This is a genomic window from Citrobacter werkmanii, from assembly GCF_008693645.1.
Taxonomy (GTDB): domain Bacteria; phylum Pseudomonadota; class Gammaproteobacteria; order Enterobacterales; family Enterobacteriaceae; genus Citrobacter; species Citrobacter werkmanii.
This window is the reverse complement of record NZ_CP044101.1, coordinates 1,093,006-1,114,737: the sequence shown is the minus strand read 5'-3', so window position 1 is coordinate 1,114,737 and position 21,732 is coordinate 1,093,006. Positions and strand designations below refer to the sequence as shown.

General features: G+C 52.4%; 19 protein-coding genes. 10 read left to right on the top strand and 9 right to left on the bottom strand.

What is annotated here, in order from left to right; translation table 11 throughout:
- Window positions 1-8: 8 nt before the first annotated feature.
- The 6 genes from traT to pdhR all read right to left on the bottom strand — a co-directional run bounded on the left by traT (window position 9) and on the right by pdhR (window position 8,600).
- Window positions 9-740, bottom strand: coding sequence for a conjugal transfer complement resistance protein TraT (gene traT / locus FOB24_RS05965; protein WP_038637274.1), 732 nt, complete (start codon window positions 738-740; stop codon window positions 9-11).
- Window positions 741-948: 208 nt separating this feature from the next.
- On the bottom strand, window positions 949-1,233 hold the full coding sequence (locus FOB24_RS05960; RefSeq protein ID WP_087857670.1) for a hypothetical protein: 285 nt from the start codon (window positions 1,231-1,233) through the stop codon (window positions 949-951).
- A gap of 269 nt (window positions 1,234-1,502) precedes the next feature.
- On the bottom strand, window positions 1,503-2,927 hold the full coding sequence (gene lpdA, locus FOB24_RS05955) for a dihydrolipoyl dehydrogenase (protein ID WP_003018686.1): 1,425 nt from the start codon (window positions 2,925-2,927) through the stop codon (window positions 1,503-1,505).
- 175 nt (window positions 2,928-3,102) lie between these two features.
- Window positions 3,103-4,995, bottom strand: a complete 1,893-nt coding sequence (gene aceF, locus FOB24_RS05950) for a pyruvate dehydrogenase complex dihydrolipoyllysine-residue acetyltransferase (protein WP_038637268.1) — start codon at window positions 4,993-4,995, stop codon at window positions 3,103-3,105.
- Between the two features lie 14 nt (window positions 4,996-5,009).
- The gene (gene aceE / locus FOB24_RS05945; RefSeq protein ID WP_038637266.1) at window positions 5,010-7,673 is read right to left on the bottom strand and encodes a pyruvate dehydrogenase (acetyl-transferring), homodimeric type; all 2,664 of its coding nucleotides are present in this window, start codon (window positions 7,671-7,673) and stop codon (window positions 5,010-5,012) included.
- 162 nt (window positions 7,674-7,835) lie between these two features.
- The gene (gene pdhR / locus FOB24_RS05940) at window positions 7,836-8,600 is read right to left on the bottom strand and encodes a pyruvate dehydrogenase complex transcriptional repressor PdhR (protein WP_003018699.1); all 765 of its coding nucleotides are present in this window, start codon (window positions 8,598-8,600) and stop codon (window positions 7,836-7,838) included.
- 565 nt (window positions 8,601-9,165) lie between these two features.
- Here pdhR and aroP point away from each other — a divergent pair.
- From aroP to FOB24_RS05925, 3 genes are all read left to right on the top strand, one after another.
- Complete coding sequence (gene aroP, locus FOB24_RS05935; protein WP_087857667.1) at window positions 9,166-10,539, top strand: aromatic amino acid transporter AroP; 1,374 nt, start codon at window positions 9,166-9,168, stop codon at window positions 10,537-10,539.
- Between the two features lie 157 nt (window positions 10,540-10,696).
- Window positions 10,697-12,103, top strand: coding sequence for a glycoside-pentoside-hexuronide (GPH):cation symporter (locus tag FOB24_RS05930; RefSeq protein WP_137346837.1), 1,407 nt, complete (start codon window positions 10,697-10,699; stop codon window positions 12,101-12,103).
- Window positions 12,103-13,053: a glycoside hydrolase family 43 protein gene (locus FOB24_RS05925; RefSeq protein ID WP_150344660.1), complete on the top strand. Its 951-nt coding sequence runs from the start codon at window positions 12,103-12,105 to the stop codon at window positions 13,051-13,053. Before FOB24_RS05930 ends, FOB24_RS05925 begins: the two co-directional genes overlap by 1 nt.
- A gap of 91 nt (window positions 13,054-13,144) precedes the next feature.
- On the opposite strand, the gene ampE is transcribed toward FOB24_RS05925, so the two are convergent.
- Window positions 13,145-13,999 carry a beta-lactamase regulator AmpE gene (gene ampE, locus FOB24_RS05920; protein WP_087857666.1) on the bottom strand — a complete coding sequence of 285 codons (855 nt, stop codon included), beginning with the start codon at window positions 13,997-13,999 and terminating at the stop codon, window positions 13,145-13,147.
- Window positions 13,996-14,559 carry a 1,6-anhydro-N-acetylmuramyl-L-alanine amidase AmpD gene (gene ampD, locus FOB24_RS05915; protein ID WP_038637254.1) on the bottom strand — a complete coding sequence of 188 codons (564 nt, stop codon included), beginning with the start codon at window positions 14,557-14,559 and terminating at the stop codon, window positions 13,996-13,998. Before ampD ends, ampE begins: the two co-directional genes overlap by 4 nt.
- 87 nt (window positions 14,560-14,646) lie before the next feature.
- Between ampD and nadC the strand changes: the two genes are divergently transcribed.
- From nadC to hofC, 4 genes are all read left to right on the top strand, one after another.
- Window positions 14,647-15,540, top strand: coding sequence for a carboxylating nicotinate-nucleotide diphosphorylase (gene nadC / locus FOB24_RS05910; protein ID WP_085048304.1), 894 nt, complete (start codon window positions 14,647-14,649; stop codon window positions 15,538-15,540).
- 224 nt (window positions 15,541-15,764) lie between these two features.
- Window positions 15,765-16,202 carry a prepilin peptidase-dependent pilin gene (ppdD, locus tag FOB24_RS05905; protein WP_038637249.1) on the top strand — a complete coding sequence of 146 codons (438 nt, stop codon included), beginning with the start codon at window positions 15,765-15,767 and terminating at the stop codon, window positions 16,200-16,202.
- Window positions 16,203-16,211: 9 nt separating this feature from the next.
- Window positions 16,212-17,594, top strand: a complete 1,383-nt coding sequence (gspE, locus tag FOB24_RS05900; RefSeq protein ID WP_150344659.1) for a type II secretion system protein GspE — start codon at window positions 16,212-16,214, stop codon at window positions 17,592-17,594.
- Window positions 17,584-18,786 (top strand): protein transport protein HofC, encoded by a 1,203-nt coding sequence (hofC, locus tag FOB24_RS05895; RefSeq protein WP_150345561.1) that lies wholly within the window; start codon window positions 17,584-17,586, stop codon window positions 18,784-18,786. The genes gspE and hofC overlap by 11 nt, the downstream gene beginning before the upstream one ends.
- Window positions 18,787-18,820: 34 nt before the next feature.
- Here hofC and FOB24_RS05890 read toward each other — a convergent pair whose 3' ends face one another.
- On the bottom strand, window positions 18,821-19,864 hold the full coding sequence (locus FOB24_RS05890) for a GMP reductase (protein ID WP_085048308.1): 1,044 nt from the start codon (window positions 19,862-19,864) through the stop codon (window positions 18,821-18,823).
- Between the two features lie 225 nt (window positions 19,865-20,089).
- On the opposite strand from FOB24_RS05890, the gene coaE reads away from it, so the two are divergent.
- Genes coaE through yacG form a run of 3 tightly spaced genes read left to right on the top strand, consistent with a single transcriptional unit; the run spans window position 20,090 to window position 21,657 of the window.
- A complete protein-coding gene (gene coaE, locus FOB24_RS05885) occupies window positions 20,090-20,710 on the top strand; it encodes a dephospho-CoA kinase (protein WP_150344658.1) in 621 nt (206 codons plus the stop codon).
- Window positions 20,710-21,453 (top strand): cell division protein ZapD, encoded by a 744-nt coding sequence (gene zapD, locus FOB24_RS05880; protein WP_038637234.1) that lies wholly within the window; start codon window positions 20,710-20,712, stop codon window positions 21,451-21,453. Before coaE ends, zapD begins: the two co-directional genes overlap by 1 nt.
- 9 nt (window positions 21,454-21,462) lie before the next feature.
- Window positions 21,463-21,657 carry a DNA gyrase inhibitor YacG gene (yacG, locus tag FOB24_RS05875; protein WP_003018740.1) on the top strand — a complete coding sequence of 65 codons (195 nt, stop codon included), beginning with the start codon at window positions 21,463-21,465 and terminating at the stop codon, window positions 21,655-21,657.
- The last annotated feature ends 75 nt before the right edge of the window (window positions 21,658-21,732 follow it).

Genomic DNA, 21,732 nt, shown 5'->3' with positions numbered 1-21,732 from the left:
GCAACAAATTACAGGATGTTAGCGACAGATTTCGCCAGTTGCGCTTCCAGAACCGGCTTCGCTTCTTCGAACTTCAGGTTTACCTTATTCGCATTTGAAACAACACGAGTCTGGTATTTTGCGCGATCGCCCTGCGCAGTGCTGGTTTGCAGCTTGATGCCGGACGTCCCCTGACGCAGCGCGGCAACGTTATCCGTTGTCACTTTCGCTTTGCTGCGCTCGGAGATTTGCAGGTCAGTGACCATGGTGTAGTTTACGTCTTCCACCATCGCATCAGCAGCCATACCGATCAGTCCCGCTGCCAGGCCAACGCCCAGCGCCGCGCCGGAGGAGTTACTGTTATAGGCGGTAATCCCCGCGCCTAAAGCTGCCCCCATCGCCGCCCCTTCATAACCGGTCTTCAGGAAGCCCTGAGCTTCGCGCAGATCCATTTTGTCCGCTTTCAGTACGTTCGCCTGCACCCAGTAGTAAGCGTTATCCGGCGAACTGGTCACTTTATAGCCCTTAGCCGACAGGTCATTTGCCAGCAGGGTTTGCAGATTGCTCATGTCTTTATCGGAAGTGTTTTTCACCTGAATGTAGACGGTCTTCTCGCTGGAAGGCTCCAGCCAGATGGTCTCACTCATCTGCGTTTTCACTTCAAGATTACGTTTTTTAACGGCGGTGGTCATGGCGCCACACCCGGTCAGGGTCATTGTCGCGACAACCATGCCAACAACCGCGATTTTTTTTAAAGACATGTTTTTTCCTTTTTTCGTGTAATAAAGAGTCCAGAGCCTCTTAAGCGCGCGGCCAGTAGCCACACAATGGCGAAAAAAGTATCGGCAGTTGCGCAATTTTTTTTAGCGCAAATATCAATAAGATGACTACCAGAACTGGTAGTTTGGGATTGGCGTCATTGCCCAGACGCTCACGTCAGCGAAGATGTGTCTGACGTGAGCGGGAGAGTTAATTCTGATGCGGCATTAATTCAGGATAACCTTTAAACGCTGGCTTAGTGCTGGTAAGTGCTACTTCGTCAGCCCGAATGCTGCCAGAGTTTGTTGCCCATACACCTTCCTGTGTCTGGCTAATCTGCTGATGCAGCGCATTCAAATTTTGTCCCATTGCCGCAATATGCGTGCTTTCGGTACCACCGCTGTTGGTAGCCCATGGGATGACGGCATCCTGCGCCAGCGCCATGCCGGAAATAAACACGGTAGTCATTACTGCTGCTTTGAAAAAACGTTTCATCATTTCCCCTCTCAATTTGTTATCACGCTATTAGTTTAGAAGGTTATTAGTTTCATCTAATGACAAGATAAGGTGATTTATTTCTTGTGAAACAGGAAGTTGATTTGGAATGCCGATTTCATGCGGTTCGGGCGTATCGTGCAGTACGGGAAAAAACATTTTCTGGCAATTCGGCTATTCACCTTAATTTTTGCCAAATTTTGACACTATTTTGTAACAAACACATAAAAAAAGCGGCCATTCAGCCGCTTTTTATCATTTTGGAAAAATTACTTTTTCTTCGCTTTCGGGTTCGGCAGGTCGGTGATGCTACCTTCGAACACTTCGGCAGCCAGACCGACGGACTCGTGCAGCGTCGGGTGCGCGTGGATGGTCAGCGCGATGTCTTCAGCGTCACAACCCATTTCGATCGCCAGACCGATTTCACCCAGCAGCTCGCCGCCGTTGGTACCGACAATCGCCCCACCGATCACACGGTGAGATTCTTTGTCGAAAATCAGTTTGGTCATACCGTCTGCGCAGTCAGAAGCGATAGCACGGCCCGAAGCAGCCCACGGGAAGGTGGCGGTTTCGTAGCTGATGCCTTTTTCTTTCGCTTCTTTCTCAGTCAGACCAACCCATGCAACTTCTGGTTCAGTGTACGCGATGGATGGGATAACTTTCGGATCGAAGTAGTGTTTCTTACCGGCGATAACTTCAGCGGCAACGTGACCTTCGTGAACACCTTTATGCGCCAGCATCGGCTGACCGACGATATCGCCGATAGCAAAGATGTGCGGCACGTTGGTGCGCAGCTGTTTGTCAACGCGGATGAAGCCACGGTCGTCAACTTCCACGCCAGCTTTGCCCGCATCGAGGTTTTTGCCGTTCGGTACACGACCGATAGCCACCAGCACGGCATCGTAACGCTGTGCTTCAGCAGGCGCTTTTTTGCCTTCCATGGAAACGTAGATACCGTCTTCTTTCGCTTCAACGGCGGTCACTTTGGTTTCCAGCATCAGGTTGAATTTCTTGCTGATGCGCTTGGTGAAGACTTTAACCACGTCTTTATCGGCAGCCGGGATAACCTGATCGAACATTTCAACTACGTCGATCTCTGAACCCAGCGCATGGTACACGGTACCCATTTCCAGACCGATGATACCGCCGCCCATAACCAGCAGGCGCTTAGGAACCGTTTTCAGTTCCAGCGCGTCAGTGGAGTCCCACACGCGCGGATCTTCATGCGGAATGAACGGCAGTTCGATCGGACGGGAACCCGCCGCGATGATCGCGTTGTCAAAGTTGATCACGGTTTTGCCGTTTTCGCCTTCAACTTCCAGGGTGTTCGCCCCGGTAAATTTACCCAGACCGTTAACCACTTTCACTTTACGGCCTTTAGCCATACCAGCCAGACCGCCGGTCAGTTGAGTGATAACTTTTTCTTTCCAGGTACGAATCTTGTCGATATCGGTTTTCGGCTCGCCAAAAACGATACCGTGTTCAGCCAACGCTTTGGCTTCTTCGATAACTTTAGCTACGTGCAGCAGCGCTTTAGAAGGGATACAGCCGACGTTCAGACATACACCGCCGAGGGTGCTGTAACGTTCTACGATGACGGTCTCCAGACCTAAATCTGCGCAACGGAAGGCAGCAGAGTAACCTGCAGGGCCTGCCCCAAGTACCACGACCTGAGTTTTGATTTCAGTGCTCATCATGACCTCTTAATTTATACCCGTCGTCCACCGGGTCGTTCTATCCGCCCGTATTTTACAAAATTGTTAACAATTTTGAAACAACAAACGGCAACCGATTTGTCTTTCGCACAATAACCTCACTGACTTCATGAGATTACCAGAAAAAAGCCGGCCGTCGGGCCGGCTTTTTCGCTTACATCACCAGGCGGCGAATGTCAGACAGCATGTTGTTGATGATGGTGATAAAGCGCGCACCATCCGCACCGTCGATTACGCGGTGGTCAAAGGAGAGCGAAATCGGCATCATCAGACGCGGCATAAACTCTTTACCGTTCCACACTGGCTCCATTGCGGACTTGGAGACACCGAGGATCGCCACTTCCGGCGCGTTAACAATCGGCGCGAAGTGGGTAGTACCCAGGCCACCGATGCTGGAGATGGTGAAGCAACCGCCCTGCATTTCGCCAGCAGTCAGCTTGCCATCACGCGCTTTCTTGGAGATGGTGGTCAGTTCGCGAGACAGCTCGGTAATGCTCTTCTTGTTCACGTCTTTGAAGACCGGAACAACCAGACCATTCGGCGTATCAACCGCAACACCGATGTTGATGTATTTCTTCAGGGTCAGACGCTGACCATCTTCGGACAGAGAGCTGTTGAAGCGCGGCATCTGTTCCAGAGCGGCGGCAACGGCTTTCATGATGAAGACCACTGGGGTGAATTTCACGTCCAGTTTACGTTTTTCAGCTTCGGCGTTCTGCTGTTTACGGAACGCTTCCAGATCGGTGATATCGGTCTTATCAAAGTGCGTAACGTGCGGGATCATCACCCAGTTACGGCTCAGGTTCGCCCCAGAAATTTTCTGGATACGGCCCAGTTCCACTTCTTCGATTTCACCAAACTTGCTGAAGTCCACTTTCGGCCAGGGCAGCATGCCCGGGATACCGCCGCCAGCAGATGCTGCCGGTGCAGACTCGGCGCGTTTAACCGCGTCTTTCACGTAAGCCTGAACGTCTTCACGCAGGATACGACCTTTACGACCGGTACCTTTCACTTTCGCCAGGTTCACACCAAACTCGCGCGCCAGGCGGCGAATCAGCGGAGTCGCGTGGACGTAAGCATCGTTTTCAGCGAAGTCAGATTTACCTTCCGCTTTTGCAGCTGGAGCTGCTGGCTTCTCAGCTTTCGCCGCAGGAGCCGGAGCCGCCGCTTCTTGTTTAGCCGGAGCGGCCGCAGGCGCTGCGCCTTCAACTTCGAAGACCATAATCAGAGAACCGGTTTTCACTTTGTCGCCGGTGCTGATTTTGATTTCTTTCACGGTGCCCGCGAACGGCGCCGGAACTTCCATTGACGCTTTGTCGCCTTCAACGGTGATCAGTGATTGTTCAGCGGCAATTTTATCGCCCACTTTAACCATCACTTCAGTGACTTCAACTTCATCACCACCGATGTCCGGCACGTTCACTTCTTTCGAGCCAGAGGCTGCCGGAGCCGGAGCTGCTGCTGGAGCCGCTTCAGCTTTCGCCGGGGCAGCCGCACCAGCTTCGCCTGCTACTTCAAAGATCATAATCAGGGAGCCGGTAGACACTTTGTCGCCAGTGCTGATTTTGATCTCTTTCACGGTGCCTGCGAACGGCGCCGGAACTTCCATAGAGGCTTTGTCGCCTTCAACGGTGATCAGAGACTGCTCAGCCGCAACGGTGTCGCCCACTTTAACCATCACTTCGGTCACTTCGACTTCGTCGCCGCCGATGTCCGGTACGTGTACTTCTTTCGCCGCTGCCGCAGCAGGTGCTGCTGCCGGAGCCGCTTCTTTCTTCTCTTCTGCCGGAGCAGGTGCAGCCGCTGCTGCACCGTCGGCGGAATCGAAAATCATGATCAGTTTGCCGGTCTCAGTTTTATCGCCAACAGAGACTTTGATCTCTTTAACGATACCAGCCTGAGGAGACGGAACTTCCATAGAGGCTTTGTCGCCTTCTACGGTGATCAGCGACTGTTCAGCTTCAACTTTGTCGCCCACTTTGACCAGGATCTCGGTGATTTCAACTTCATCAGCCCCGATGTCCGGTACATTGATTTCGATAGCCATTATTCTTTTACCTCTTACGCCAGACGCGGGTTAACTTTATCTGCATCGATGTTGAATTTGGTGATTGCGTCAGCAACCACTTTCTTATCGATTTCGCCACGTTTAGCCAGTTCGCCCAGGGCCGCTACAACCACGTAGGAAGCATCAACTTCGAAGTGGTGACGCAGGTTTTCACGGCTGTCAGAGCGACCGAAGCCGTCAGTACCCAGTACGCGGTAATCATCAGCCGGTACATAAGTACGAACCTGTTCGGCAAACAGTTTCATATAGTCAGTAGATGCTACTGCCGGTGCGTCGTTCATTACCTGAGCGATGTACGGAACGCGCGGCGTTTCCATCGGGTGCAGCATGTTCCAGCGCTCACAATCCTGGCCATCACGCGCCAGTTCAGTGAAGGAGGTTACGCTGTACACGTCAGAACCCACACCGTAGTCGTTCGCCAGGATCTGGGCAGCTTCACGCACGTGACGCAGGATAGAACCGGAGCCCAGCAGCTGAACTTTACCTTTCTTACCTTCGAGGGTTTCGAGTTTGTAGATACCTTTACGGATACCTTCCTCGGCGCCTGCTGGCATTGCCGGCATGTGGTAGTTTTCGTTCAGGGTGGTGATGTAGTAGTAAACGTTCTCTTGTTTCTCACCGTACATACGCTCCAGACCATCGTGCATGATGACCGCAACTTCGTACGCGTAAGACGGATCGTAAGAGATACAGTTCGGGATAGTCAGAGACTGAATATGGCTGTGACCATCTTCGTGCTGCAGACCTTCGCCGTTCAGCGTAGTACGACCGGAAGTACCACCAATCAGGAAGCCGCGAGCCTGCTGGTCGCCTGCCTGCCAGCACAGGTCGCCGATACGCTGGAACCCGAACATGGAGTAGTAGATGTAGAACGGAATCATCGGCAGATCGTTGGTGCTGTAAGAAGTCGCAGCAGCCAGCCAGGATGCGCCGGCACCCAGTTCGTTGATACCTTCCTGCAGGATCTGACCTTTCTCGTCTTCTTTATAGTAAGCAACCTGCTCACGGTCCTGCGGGGTGTACTGCTGGCCGTTCGGGCTGTAGATACCGATCTGACGGAACAGACCTTCCATACCGAAAGTACGCGCTTCGTCAGCGATGATCGGAACCAGACGATCTTTGATCGACTTGTTCTTCAGCATCACGTTCAGGGCACGAACGAACGCGATAGTGGTGGAGATTTCTTTGTTCTGCTCTTCCAGCAGCGCACCGAAGTCTTCCAGAGCTGGCAGTTCCAGCTTCTCGGTGAAGTTCGGCTGACGAGCAGGCAGGTAGCCGTGCAGTTTCTGACGCTGGGCGTGCAGATAGGTGTGCTCTTCAGAACCTTCCGGGAAGGTGATGTAAGACAGGTTTTCAACCTGCTCATCGGTCACTGGAACGTTGAAACGGTCGCGGATATAACGCACGCCGTCCATGTTCATTTTCTTAACCTGGTGAGCGATGTTTTTACCTTCAGCAGTGTCACCCATGCCGTAACCTTTAATGGTATGGGCGAGGATTACAGTTGCTTTGCCTTTGGTTTCCTGCGCTTTTTTCAGTGCAGCGTAGACTTTCTTCGGATCGTGACCACCACGGTTCAGAGCCCAAATCTGCTCATCGGTCCAGTCAGCAACCAGGGCTGCGGTTTCCGGGTATTTACCGAAGAAGTGCTCACGTACGTATGCGCCATCTTTGGATTTGAAGGTCTGGTAGTCGCCGTCAACGGTTTCGTTCATCAGTTGGATCAGTTTACCGCTGGTGTCTTTACGCAGCAGCTCATCCCAACGACCGCCCCACATGACTTTGATAACGTTCCAGCCAGCACCTGCAAAGATGCCTTCCAGTTCGTTAACAATCTTGCCGTTACCGGTGACCGGGCCGTCAAGACGCTGCAGGTTACAGTTGATAACAAAGACCAGGTTGTCCAGTTTTTCACGGGTCGCGATAGTGATCGCACCTTTAGATTCTGGCTCATCCATCTCGCCGTCGCCGAGGAAGGCGTAAACGGTTTGTTTAGAGGTATCTTTCAGGCCACGGTGTTCCAGATATTTCAGGAATTTAGCCTGGTAGATAGCACCGATTGGACCCAGCCCCATAGAGACGGTCGGGAACTGCCAGAATTCCGGCATCAGTTTCGGGTGCGGGTAGGAAGACAGACCTTTGCCGTGAACTTCCTGGCGGAAGTTGTTCATCTGCTCTTCGGTCAGACGACCTTCCAGGAATGCGCGTGCGTAGATACCCGGAGAGATGTGGCCCTGGAAGTATACCAGGTCGCCGCCATCCTGCTCGTTGCGTGCACGGAAGAAATGGTTGAAGCAAACATCATATACCGTTGCGGAGGACTGGAAGGATGCCATGTGGCCACCCAGCTCAAGGTCCTTTTTAGACGCGCGCAGTACGGTCATGATGGCGTTCCAGCGGATAGCAGAACGGATACGACGTTCCAGATCCAGATTACCCGGGTATTCCGGCTCATCTTCAACGGCAATAGTGTTGACATAATTGCTGGCCCCTGCACCTGCCGCTACTTTCACGCCGCCTTTGCGCGCTTCTGAAAGCAGTTGGTCGATCAGATACTGAGCACGCTCAACACCTTCTTCACGGATGACCGATTCGATCGCCTGTAGCCAGTCGCGAGTTTCGATCGGATCCACGTCATTTGGGAAACGTTCTGACATGGGGGTATTCCTTATCTATCTAATACGTTGAGTTATCTGGAACCTGTCCCATTACGTTCTCGCCAGAGAGCGTAATAAGACAGGTTCTGCGTTTAGTTGCCGCGCTTTTAGTTCGCGCTTGATTTACAACATCTTCTGGTTAACGTTCTGCCAGAAAAATCACTAATTCTTTCGTTGCTCCAGACGGCGTAAGGCGCGTTCTCGACGGCTTTCCTCACGGCTTCTGTCCAGTAAAATCTCTTCGATAAACGCCAGGTGACGGTGAGACGCTTCACGCGCCTCTTCAGGCTTCCCGGCGATGATTGCTTCAAAGATACGGGTACGATGACTGCTTACCAGCGGCAGCATCTCGCGACGCGCATACAGCAATTCGAAGTTTTGCCGAACGTTCTGGGCCAGCATCGGCTCCATACACCTTAGCAGATGGAGCAGCACCACATTGTGTGCGGCTTCGGTGACAGCAATTTGATACTGGAGTACGGCATCGGATTCGCCGTCCAGATCGCCGGACTGTTGCGCAAGCTCGATCGCATGGTGGAGTTCACGGATACGCGTTTTGTCTTCATCCGTGCTGCGCAGTGCAGCGTAATAGGCTGCAATACCTTCCAACGCATGGCGCGTCTCAAGCAGGTCAAACTGGGATTCAGGATGGTCAGAGAGCAGCTCTACCAGTGGGTCGCTAAAGCTTTGCCACAGGCTGCTCTGTACAAAAGTGCCGCCGCCCTGACGACGAAGCAGTAACCCCTTCGCTTCAAGGCGTTGGATCGCCTCGCGTAAGGAGGGGCGGGAGACGTCGAACTGTTTTGCCAGCTCGCGTTCCGGTGGGAGTTTTTCTCCGGGGCGAAGTGTCCCCTCAAGAATTAAAAACTCCAGCTGCTGCTCAATCACATCGGAGAGTTTTGGTTGGCGGATTTTGCTGTAGGCCATGATTTCCTGTCTTAAGCCATTTGCCCGGAGTCAATTGGTCTTACCAATTTCATGTTCTTGACGCTAAAGTAACAAAGTATTCACCTTCTGTCCATACAGGTTTTGATTGAAATCAGTAAAGGAGGCATATTTTAACAACATTACAGAAATAACGTTTCAAACATGTAACTATGCACAAATGTTAAATTTACCCACCACGGGGTAGTTTTAACCTAATTTAAACGAAAAAATATATTATCTGAACCGATTCACCCACTTAATTATCGAGTTAATAAGCAAAATTTATGAATAAAAATTCATAATAGAAATTTTGTGGTAGTTAAACTCGCATTTACAAATGGTTTCTTTTTATTCAACTCGTCAACACCCTCGCATAAAGCAGGTGCATTCGCGCCCACATAACATTATTCTGTTCAAGACAAAAGTATTTAGGCAACATTTCCTTATTGGCATCTGTAAACAAATTAATACAACAAACGGAATTGCAAACTTACACACGCATTGCTGCGTAGTTCAAAAAATAAGTACTCGAAATTATGAAGAGTAAAACCACACACGAGGTTTAATGATGGAAAGTCAACCGCATGGCGATCAGCTCAAGCGCGGCCTTAAAAACCGCCATATACAGCTAATCGCGCTGGGTGGCGCGATTGGTACCGGGTTATTCCTCGGTAGCGCATCCGTTATCCAGTCTGCAGGACCGGGGATTATCCTGGGTTACGCTATTGCCGGCTTTATCGCCTTTTTGATCATGCGCCAGCTCGGTGAAATGGTCGTTGAAGAGCCGGTTGCAGGCTCCTTTAGCCACTTTGCCTATAAATACTGGGGCGGTTTCGCGGGTTTCTCTTCCGGCTGGAACTATTGGGTACTGTACGTTTTGGTTGCCATGGCAGAGCTAACTGCCGTAGGTAAATACATTCAGTTCTGGTATCCGGAGATCCCAACCTGGGTTTCTGCGGCGGCCTTCTTCGTGCTGATCAACGCCATCAACCTGACCAACGTGAAGGTGTTTGGCGAGATGGAGTTCTGGTTTGCCATTATTAAAGTCATCGCCGTAGTCGCCATGATCCTGTTCGGCGGCTGGCTGCTGTTTAGCGGCAACGGCGGCCCACAGGCCACCGTCAGCAACTTGTGGAGCCAGGGGGGATTCCTGCCGCACGGCTTCACCGGTCTGGTGATGATGATGGCGATTATCATGTTCTCCTTTGGTGGGCTGGAACTGGTCGGCATCACCGCGGCTGAAGCCGATAACCCGGAGCAAAGCATTCCCAAAGCGACTAACCAGGTTATCTACCGTATCCTGATTTTCTATGTCGGTTCGCTGGCGGTTCTGCTTTCCCTGATGCCGTGGACGCGCGTCACCGCTGATACCAGCCCGTTTGTCCTTATTTTCCACGAGCTGGGCGACACCTTTGTTGCCAATGCGCTGAACATCGTGGTGTTGACCGCCGCCCTTTCTGTCTATAACAGCTGCGTATACTGCAACAGTCGTATGCTGTTCGGTCTGGCGCAGCAGGGTAATGCGCCGAAAGCGCTGATGAACGTCGACAAGCGCGGCGTACCGGTGAACACTATTCTTGTCTCCGCGCTGGTAACGGCTCTGTGCGTGCTGATCAACTATCTGGCGCCGGAATCCGCCTTTGGCCTGCTGATGGCATTGGTGGTTTCCGCCCTGGTGATCAACTGGGCGATGATCAGCCTGGCGCACATGAAGTTCCGCAAAGCCAAACAGCAGCAGGGCGTAACCACCCGCTTCCCGGCGCTGTTCTACCCGCTGGGTAACTGGGTATGCCTGCTGTTCATGGCCGCAGTGCTGGTGATTATGCTGATGACGCCGGGCATGGCGATCTCGGTGTACTTAATCCCGGTATGGATTGGTATTCTTGGCATCGGCTATCTGTGCAAGCAGAAAACGGCCCGCGCGGTTAAAGCGCATTAAACTTCCCTCCCCCACCTGGACCAGGTGGGGGTTGTTACCTGCCTCACACTTTCCCACTCACGACTGTTTCGTCCATATCAGCGGCGTTATCCTGCAACGTAAAAACACCGGTACCAGACAATAATTCTCTCCATATCTCATTAATGGAGTGCAGTTGATGGAAACCAGTAAGCTCACGGTGAAAGAAAAGATCGGCTATGGAATGGGCGACGCCGGATGCAACATCATCTTTGGCGCCATCATGTTGTTTGTTAACTATTTTTACACCGATATTTTTGGTCTTGCGCCTGCCCTGGTCGGCGTATTACTGCTCTCAGTACGCGTTATCGATGCCGTTACCGACCCTATAATGGGCGCGATGGCCGACCGCACACGCAGTAAATATGGTCGATTTCGTCCATGGCTTTTGTGGATGGCTTTCCCTTACGCATTATTCAGCGTGCTTATGTTTACCACCCCTGAGTGGACGTATAACAGCAAGGTTATCTATGCCTTCGTCACCTACTTCCTGCTCTCTATTACCTATACGGCGATCAACATTCCCTACTGCTCGCTCGGCAGCGTTATCACCAACGATCCCAAGGAACGCGTCGCCTGCCAGTCATATCGCTTTGTATTGGTAGGAATCGCAACCCTGCTGCTCTCCCTTACCCTGCTGCCGATGGCCGACTGGTTTGGCGGGGAAGACAAAGCTAAAGGGTATCAGATGGCGATGGCGGTACTCGCCTTCATCGGCATGTGTATGTTCCTGTTTTGCTTTGCATCAGTCCGTGAACGCGTTCACCCCGCCGTGCAGACTAACGACGATTTAAAAGCCGACCTGAAAGACGTGTGGAAGAACGACCAGTGGGTAAAAATCCTGCTGTTAACCCTGTGCAACGTCTGCCCGGGCTTTATTCGCATGGCCGCCACCATGTACTACGTTACGTGGGTTATGCAACAAAGCACGCAGTTCGCCACGTTGTTTATCAGCCTCGGCGTCGTCGGCATGATGATCGGCAGCATGCTGGCGAAGGTATTAACCGATCGCTGGTGCAAACTGAAGGTGTTCTTCTGGACCAACATCATCCTGGCGATTTTCTCCGCTGCATTTTATTTCTTCGACCCGAAAGCCACCATGATGATTATGGTGCTCTACTTCCTGCTCAACGTCCTGCATCAGATCCCTTCCCCGCTGCACTGGTCGTTGATGGCGGATGTCGATGACTACGGCGAGTGGAAAACCGGTAAGCGCATCACCGGGATCAGTTTCTCCGGTAACCTGTTTTTCCTCAAGCTGGGCCTGGCAATTGCCGGGGCGATGGTAGGCTTCCTGCTCTCCTGGTACGGCTACGACGCAGGGGCGAAAGCGCAAAGCGACTCCGCCATTAACGGTATTATGCTGCTGTTCACCATCATACCTGGCGTAGGTTATCTGATTACCGCAGGCGTGGTTCGCCTGCTAAAAGTTGACCGCGAGTTTATGCAGCAAATCCAGACCGATCTGGAAAAACGCCGTACCAACTACCGTGAACTCAATGAATACCACGATATAAAAACGACTGAACCCGTAAGGAAAGCCTAATGAAACAGTGGCCAAATCCCTTTATCGAACAACGCGCCGATCCGTTTATCTTACGCGACGGTAGCCACTACTATTTCATTGCGTCAGTGCCAGAATATGACCGACTGGAGATTCGTCGGGCCGACTCTCTGGAGGGATTGCGCTCCGCCACTCCCGTTGTCGTCTGGCGTAAGCCGGAAAGTGGTCCTATGAGCCAACTCATCTGGGCGCCGGAACTTCATCATCTGGCGGGCAAGTGGTACATCTATTTTGCCGCTACCCATACTCAGACGCTTGATAAGCTGGGGATGTTCCAGCACCGCATGTTTGCCTTGGAGTGCGCAGACGCCGATCCGCTGACCGGCAAGTGGACAGAGAAAGGCCAGATTAAAACGCAGTTTGATACCTTCGCCCTGGACGCCACCACCTTTAATCATCAGGGGAAACAGTGGTATTTGTGGGCACAGAAATCGCCGGATATCGCCGGAAATTCCAATATTTATCTCGCAGAGCTGGAAAACCCATGGACGATTAAAGGCGAGCCGGTCATGCTCAGCCATCCTGAGTATGACTGGGAATGCCGAGGTTTCTGGGTCAACGAGGGTCCGGCAGTCATGGTGCATGGCGACAAGCTGTTTATCAGCTATTCGGCCAGCGCCACCGATGAGAATTACTGTATGGGGTTACTGTGGATTGGCCTCAACGACGATCCGCTCACCCCGCAGAACTGGCATAAATCACCGCGCCCGGTCTTTACCACCAGCTATGAAAATCGCCAGTATGGACCGGGACACAACAGTTTTACGCAAACGCCGGATGGTGAAGATGTACTGGTGTACCACGCGAGAAATTACACCGAGATTGAAGGCGATCCGTTGTACGATCCAAACCGCCATACACGTCTGAAACTGGTGCGCTGGGACGAAAACGGGATGCCCGATTTTGGCATCCCGCCTGCTGATACGATCTAAGCCGTTGCACTGCCCGGTGGCGCTAATGCTTACCGGGCCTACACGTTTTCCATTCCAGGCCGGATAAGCGTTAGCGCCATCCGGCACAACGCTACACTAATGTGCCATAAATGGTGAGCAACGCGATAATCACCACCACCACAAAAGAGGTCTTCTTCGCCATTGAAACAGCCGCTTTTGGCGTTTCGACTTTATCAGTATGCGGTTCACGCGCCAGAGAGAACTGCGCCAGACGCGTTAACACCTGATATTGCGAAGTATGCAGATCCGCCAGTGAGGCAAACCAGGCCGGCAACGCTTTCTCGCCGTGTCCCAGCAACGCATAGACTACGCCAGCCAAACGAACCGGGATCCAGTCCAGCACATGCAGGATCGCATCAATACCCGATTGCAGACGCTGATGCGGCGTCTGATAGCGCGCCAGCCAGGACTGCCAGGCGCGTAAAAAGGCATAACCAACCAGCGTCACCGGTCCCCAAGGACCACCAACAATCAACCAGAATAACGGCGCCAGATAAAAGCGGAAGTTGTTCCATAACAACGCGTTCTGCAGCTCGCGCAAGAACTCGCGCTCATCGCAATCCGGCGGAACCCCATGTATAAGCGTCAGCTCGCTGGCCATCGCCTCACGAGCATGTGTGTCATCGCGAGCGGCCGCCTGCAAATAGGCATGATAGTGGAGACGCGCCTTGCCTGCGCCGATGCACAGCAAGCCAATTAAGATCCATGCCACCAGCAACGGAACGTTAAACAGCAGCCCATGAACCGCGCGCAGCAGCAGGAATGTCAGCCCCATTGCAATCAGGGTCATGCCCACCGTACGCATCATCGAGAAGTGCTTAATTCTGCGGAAAAAAGCTTCCACCCGATGATCAAGCTGCCAGTGCTCACCCAGCTTAAACAGGCGTTCAACAATCAACACCAGTAATGTTGTAAACAACGTCATGTCATCTCCTTGTGCGACGAGGGGGTGACCAGGGCGCGAAATTTTGCCCAGTCAAAAGACGGCCCGGGATCGGTCTTACGTTCGGGGGCAATATTACAGTGTCCAGTCATATTGTTGGCAATGGCCGGATAACGCGTAATCAGTGCATTCGTCACGGCGGCCAGTTGCTTATACTGTGCATCGGTATAGGCCAGCGTATCCGTTCCTTCCAGCTCAATACCAATTGAAAAATCATTACAGCGCTCACGCCCCTGATAATTTGACACGCCCGCATGCCAGGCGCGTTTATCAAAAGGGACGTACTGCACAATCTCACCATCACGGCGGATCAAACAATGGGCTGAGACGCGCAAATGGGCGATCTCAGCAAAAAAAGGATGGGCCTTGGGATCAATCGTGCCGGTAAATAACGCGTCTATCCACGGGCCGCCAAACTCGCCGGGCGGCAGACTGATATTATGCACCACCAGCAGAGAAGGGGTTTCGTCATCCGGGCGGCAATCGTAATGAGGAGAGGGAACGCGTCGCGCCTCTGCCAGCCAGCCCTCGTCTAACAACATGCAGAATCTCCTTATTGGTGGTGCTCATACCAGGTTCAGGGTAGCATGTTTCTACCTTATGATTCGTTAGCAATTTGGAGTTTTATCATGCCGCCTCGCCGCTATAACCCTGACTACCGACGTGACGCGCTGTTGGAACGCATAAATCTGGATATCCCTGCCGCTGTAGCTCAGGCACTGCGCGAAGATTTAGGCGGAGAAGTTGATGCCAATAACGATATCACCGCACAGCTTTTACCCGAAGATATGCGTTCCCACGCCACCGTGATTACCCGAGAAAATGGCGTTTTTTGCGGGAAACGTTGGGTGGAAGAGGTCTTTATTCAATTGGCTGGCGATGATGTCAACATCACCTGGCATGTCGAAGATGGCGACAGCATTAAGGCTAATCAACCGCTGTTTGAGCTGGACGGCCCTTCCCGCGTACTGCTGACCGGCGAACGTACCGCGCTTAATTTTGTACAGACGCTTTCGGGCGTGGCGAGCGAGGTGCGTAAATACGTCGATCTGCTGGCGGGGACAAAAACCCAACTACTGGATACACGTAAAACGCTGCCAGGACTGCGTACCGCCCTGAAATATGCCGTGTTATGCGGCGGCGGCGCGAATCATCGTCTGGGGCTTTCTGACGCCTTCCTGATTAAAGAAAACCACATTATTGCTTCTGGTTCGGTACGTAAGGCCGTTGAAAAAGCCTTCTGGTTGCATCCGGATGTGCCCGTTGAAGTTGAAGTTGAAAGCCTGGAAGAACTGGACGACGCACTGAAAGCCGGGGCGGACATCATCATGCTCGATAACTTCGAAACTGAGCAAATGCGCGAAGCGGTAAAACGCACCAACGGCCAGGCGCGTCTGGAAGTCTCAGGTAACGTCACCCATGAAACGCTGCGCGAATTTGCCGAAACCGGTGTGGACTTTATCTCCGTTGGCGCACTGACCAAGCACGTCCGCGCGCTCGATCTCTCCATGCGTTTTCGTTAATTGCAAGGCCCGATGGCGCTTCGCTTATCGGGCCTCCCCCAGCCGGATAAGGCATTTACGCCGTCATCCGGCAGTTTCTTCGAGTCCCTTCGCAAATACGTTGTCTGATCCTGTAATTTCTTAAAAATCCTCTGAACCCGCTTTCCCGTTCTGTTTTTTGTCTCTCGCCTAAGATCCGTTCGATTTGCCAAAGTAGCGCCAGCTAACTCAGGAGCGAATTAACAATGGATAAACAACGAGGCTTCACGCTTATCGAACTGATGGTGGTCATTGGCATCATTGCCATTCTTAGCGCCATCGGCATTCCGGCTTATCAAAACTATCTGCGCAAAGCCGCCCTGACAGACATGCTGCAAACCTTTGTCCCCTATCGCACCGCGGTCGAACTCTGTGCGCTGGAGCATGGTGGAACAGAGACTTGCGATGCCGGGACCAATGGCATTCCCTCCCCCACAACCACCCGTTATGTCTCAGGCATGAGGGTTGAAAAAGGCGTTGTCAGCCTCACAGGCCAGGAAAGCCTGAATGGGCTAAGCATCACGATGACACCGGGTTGGGACAATGCCAACGGTATTACCGGCTGGAACCGTAACTGCGCCATTCCAAATGACAGCGCACTACAACAGGCTTGCGAAGACGTTTTCCGCTTCGACACGTACTAAGGAAAAGAGATGAATACCACGCAACTCACGGCGCTATGCCAACGTTATCAGGGAATATTACTCGATGCAGACAATGAAGTAGTGCACATCGCCGTGGTGGATGCACCGTCCCATGAGCTGCTGGACGCCCTGCATTTTGCCACCACCCGACGTATCGACATTGTTTGCTGGACGCGCCAGCAAATGGAAGGCCACACGCATACGCCACAGAAAATGTTACCGGTCATAGTGTCTGAAAGCAGCGCCACCGCAGCCGGGTTGCTGAATCAGACGTTTCAATCCGCCCTGGCGCAACGGGCTTCTGATATTCACTTTGAACCAGCGGAACATCGCTATCAGATCAGATTACGCGTGGATGGCGTATTACACGCTTTGCCGGAAGTCACAACTGAGATGGGCATCGCTATCACCGCAAGATTAAAAGTATTAGGCAGCCTGGATATTGCCGAGCACCGGCTGCCACAAGACGGACAATTTACCATTGAGATTTCAGGACAACCCATCTCGTTTCGTATCTCCACCTTGCCCTGTCGCTGGGGTGAAAAGGTTGTACTACGGCTACTTCATCAGGTCGATCAGACACTGGATATCACCGCGCTGGGCATGCAGGACGCGCAGCTGGCAGCATTTTCGCAAGCGTTGCAGCAGCCTCAAGGGCTGATTCTGGTTACCGGGCCTACCGGGAGTGGTAAAACGGTCACCCTGTACAGCGCGCTACAAACCCGAAATACATCAGAGGTGAATCTTTGTAGCGTAGAGGATCCGGTAGAGATCCCCATCGCAGGCCTTAACCAGACACAAATTCACTCACGCGCAGGTCTTACTTTTCAGGGCGTATTGCGCGCTCTGCTGCGCCAGGATCCCGACATCATTATGGTCGGCGAAATCCGCGATGGCGAAACGGCTGAAATAGCGCTTAAGGCGGCACAAACCGGTCATCTGGTTCTGTCAACACTGCATACTAATTCCACCAGTGAAACGCTGGTACGCCTGCAGCAAATGGGGGTTGCGCGCTGGATGATCGCCTCCGCACTGACGCTCGTCATTGCCCAGCGCCTGGTCAGAAAGCTATGCCCCCATTGCCGGCAACGCCTGGAGACATCCATTACGCTCCCCAAAGTCATCTGGCCCATGCCACTGCCACGTTGGCATGCGCCTGGTTGCGAACATTGTTATCACGGCTTTTATGGTCGTACCGCATTGTTTGAAGTGCTCCCGGTAACACCTGCATTACGCCAGAGCATCGCCAGTGGCACATCCGCAGACGGGGTCGAGTCAGTTACTCAGCTATCGGGACGTACGCTTTTCGAGAATGGCTGTCAGGCTGTCGAACAAGGCTTAACGACATATGAAGAACTTATTCGCGTACTGGGCATGCCGCATGTCAGCTAAACAGCTTTGGCGCTGGCAAGGCATTAACAACGAAGGTGAGCCGTCGGAAGGAGTATTATGGGCTGATACCCGACTCTCGCTAATACAAGCGCTGGAGCAGCGGCATATCACGCCGTTACGTATTAAACGTATCTATGTCAAAAACTCTCACTGGAGCCGTGAAAGAAGCGCCGAAACCATACATCAGTTGGCAACCTTGCTGAAAGCAGGGCTAACACTCTCGGCAGCGCTAACCCTGCTGGCTGAACAGCATCCCAGCAGCCAGTGGCAGGCGCTCCTGCGCACGCTGGCTCACGATATGGAGCAGGGCATTTCCCTCTCCACCTCACTCGCAACATGGCAACACGTTTTTCCGCCACTTTATCAGGCGATGATCCGTACCGGAGAGCTTACAGGTAAGCTGGATGATTGCTGTTTTGAACTCGCCAGACAGCAAAAAAACCAGCAGCAACTCGCTGATAAAGTTAAAAAAGCCCTGCGCTATCCGATTATCATCATCACGATGGCGGTAATAGTGGTATTTGCGATGCTGCAGTTTGTGCTCCCTGAGTTTGCCGCCATCTACCAAACGTTTAACACCCCACTACCAGCGCTCACTCGGGGGATGATTGCCATCGCCCACTACAGCAGCCAATGGTCGTGGCTGGCGGTAGCATTCACGATGCTCTCGGTTATGACATATAACGTGATCAAACAGAAACCGTATTGGCGCATTCTGAGTCAGAAATGGTTGCTTGGGCTCCCGGTGACAGGAGCAATGGTCAGAGGGCAAAAACTCACGCAGATCTTTACCGTTCTGGCGTTAACACAAAACGCTGGCATTCCCTTTTTACAGGGTCTTGAGAGCGTTAGTGAAACGCTTGCCAGCCCTTTCTGGTCTCAACGTTTAGCACAGGTTCATCACGATATCAGCGCCGGGAAACCTGTCTGGTTGGCGCTGAAAAATTGCGGTGAATTCAGTCCATTATGTATACAGCTGGTAAGAACGGGGGAAGCATCCGGCTCGCTGGATGCAATGCTGCGTAATCTCGCCCACCATCACGGGGAGAAAACGCTGTCTCAGGCGGAAAATCTGGCTGCGCTACTTGAGCCCGCGTTACTGGTCATTACGGGTTTGATCATCGGTACGCTGGTTGTCGCGATGTATTTACCGATTTTCCATTTGGGAGATGCAATGAGCGGCGTGGGATAAAGCTGGCGCATTACCACACGCCAGCTTCATCATGTTACAGGCTATTGAAAACGCGGTTTTCTTGTTCCTGTACACGAATAAACGTTGTACGTTTGGTTAGCTCTTTCAGACGGGAGGCGCCTACATAAGTACAAGCTGAACGCAGGCCACCGAGGATATCGCGAGCGGTATTATCAACCGGACCACGCAGCGGCAGCTTAACGGTTTTACCTTCTGCAGCGCGGTACTGTGCAACACCACCTACGTGACGCGTCATGGCAGATTCAGAGCTCATACCGTAGAACAGCATGAATTTCTCACCGTTCTCTTCAACAATTTTGCCGCCACTTTCTTCATGACCGGCCAGCATGCCGCCGAGCATAACGAAGTCCGCACCGCCGCCGAACGCTTTTGCCACGTCGCCCGGCATTGTGCAGCCGCCGTCGCTGACAATCATACCGCCCAGACCGTGGGCTGCATCGGCACATTCAATCACTGCAGAGAGCTGCGGATAGCCAACGCCGGTTTTTACACGCGTAGTGCATACAGAACCAGGCCCAATACCGACTTTGACAATGTCCGCACCGGAAAGTATCAGCTCTTCACACATTTCGCCGGTAACCACATTGCCCGCACAGATCGTTTTCGTCGGCCATGCTTCACGCGCTTTTGACACAAACTGAACAAAATGCTCAGAGTAGCCATTTGCCACATCAATGCAGATAAAGTTCAGCGCCGGGTTGAGCGCCAGAATCTGTTTGGTTTTTTCGAAGTCTGCGTCAGACGTACCGGTGGAAACCATCACATGCTGGAGGATATCGGCAGAGCTATCTGCGATAAAGGCAGACCAGTCTTCAACAGAATAGTGTTTGTGCACAGCGGTCAGGATGTCGAAGGATGCCAGCGCCTTTGCCATGGCAAACGTCCCGACAGTGTCCATGTTCGCAGCGATAATCGGTACGCCGGACCAGGTCTGACCTGAATGCTTAAAGGTAAATTGACGTTCCAGCTCAACATCGGAACGGCTTTTGAGAGTAGAACGCTTAGGGCGGATAAGAACGTCTTTGAAACCTAACTTCAGATCTTCTTCGATACGCATGTGCGGATTCCTGGGGTTAATGGCGAAAAATCGAAACTCACAACTCCAGTGACGCTATCATACGCACTAATCAATGCCGCGCAAGACTGCGAAATTCTCTTTTTTTACGCTACAATCCCATAAATTTACCTGGCGAATAGTAGGTTAATCCTGCAGCAGCCTCGCCTTCGCGCGCTTAACTTTTAACTGTTTGATAATCAAACTTAAACTCCAGGATCTGCATCTATGAGGTATACAGTAGCCTTAACCGGCGGCATTGGCAGTGGTAAAAGCACCGTTGCAAATGCGTTCGCTGACCTCGGAATAAACGTGATTGATGCAGATATCATTGCGCGTCAGGTGGTTGAACCAGGTACGCCTGCCCTCATGGCGATTGAAGAACATTTTGGTTCCGACGTGATAGCCGCGGACGGGTCGCTACAGCGACGCATTTTACGCGAACGTATTTTTTCTAATCCTGAGGAAAAAAGCTGGCTTAATGCACTGCTCCATCCGCTTATTCAGCAGGAAACACAGCATCAGTTTGATCAAGCGACCTCGCCCTATCTGTTATGGGTTGTCCCGTTGCTGGTAGAGAATTCGCTGTATAAAAAAGCCAACCGCGTGCTGGTGGTGGATGTCACCCCCGAGACCCAGCTCAGACGAACCATGCAGCGTGATGATGTGACGCGCGAGCATGTTGAAAAAATTCTTGCTGCCCAGGCTACGCGTGAAGCGCGTCTGGCCGTGGCAGACGATGTTATTGATAATAATGGCGCACCGGAAGCCATCGCCTCGGATGTCGCCCGCCTGCACGCGCTCTATTTGCAATGCGCGTTGCAGTTTGTCTCACAGGAAAAACCGTAATGCACACCCAGGTCCTTTTTGAACACCCTCTCAATGAGAAGATGCGTACATGGCTGCGCATAGAGTTTTTGATCCAACAGCTCTCCGTTAATTTACCTATTGCAGACCATGCAGGCGCACTGCATTTTTTCCGTAATATCGGCGATTTACTGGATGTCTTTGAACGCGGTGAAGTTCGCACCGAACTCCTGAAAGAACTTGAACGACAACAGCGTAAACTCCAGGCCTGGGTTGAAGTTCCCGGCGTCGATCAAAGCAGAATCGACGCATTGCGCCAACAGTTAAAAAGCGCGGGCAGCATTCTGATTTCGGCCCCACGCATTGGACAAACGCTGCGTGAAGATCGCCTGATTGGCCTCGTGCGTCAGCGTTTAAGCATTCCTGGCGGATGCTGCAGTTTCGATCTCCCCACCCTGCATATCTGGTTACATTTACCACAGCCGCAACGCGACGCGCAGGTTGAAACCTGGCTTGCCAGCCTGAATCCACTCAACCAGGCGTTGTCGCTGGTGCTGGATTTAATTCGTAACTCGGCGCCGTTTCGTAAACAAACCAGCCTGAATGGTTTTTACCAGGACAACGGCGAAGATGCCGATTTGCTGCGCTTGCAGCTGCCGCTGGATTCGCAGCTTTATCCGCAAATTTCTGGTCATAAGAGCCGTTTTGCCATTCGTTTTATGCCGCTGGATAGCGAGAATGGCCAGGTGCCTGAGCGTCTCGATTTTGATCTGGCGTGCTGTTAAGGAGTCAACATGTCTGAACAAACCATCGTCAACTGCCCAACCTGCGGTAAACCCGTGGTGTGGGCTGAAGTCAGTCCGTTTCGCCCATTCTGCAGCAAACGCTGCCAGTTAATCGATCTGGGTGAGTGGGCCGCAGAAGAGAAACGTATCCCCAGCTCTGGCGATCTGTCGGAAAGCGACGACTGGAGTGAAGAGCAGAAATAATTCTGCTAAAACGGGATAAAGCAACGCCGCATCCGGCGTTGTATGTTGTTTTGCCTGATGGCGCTGCGCTTATCA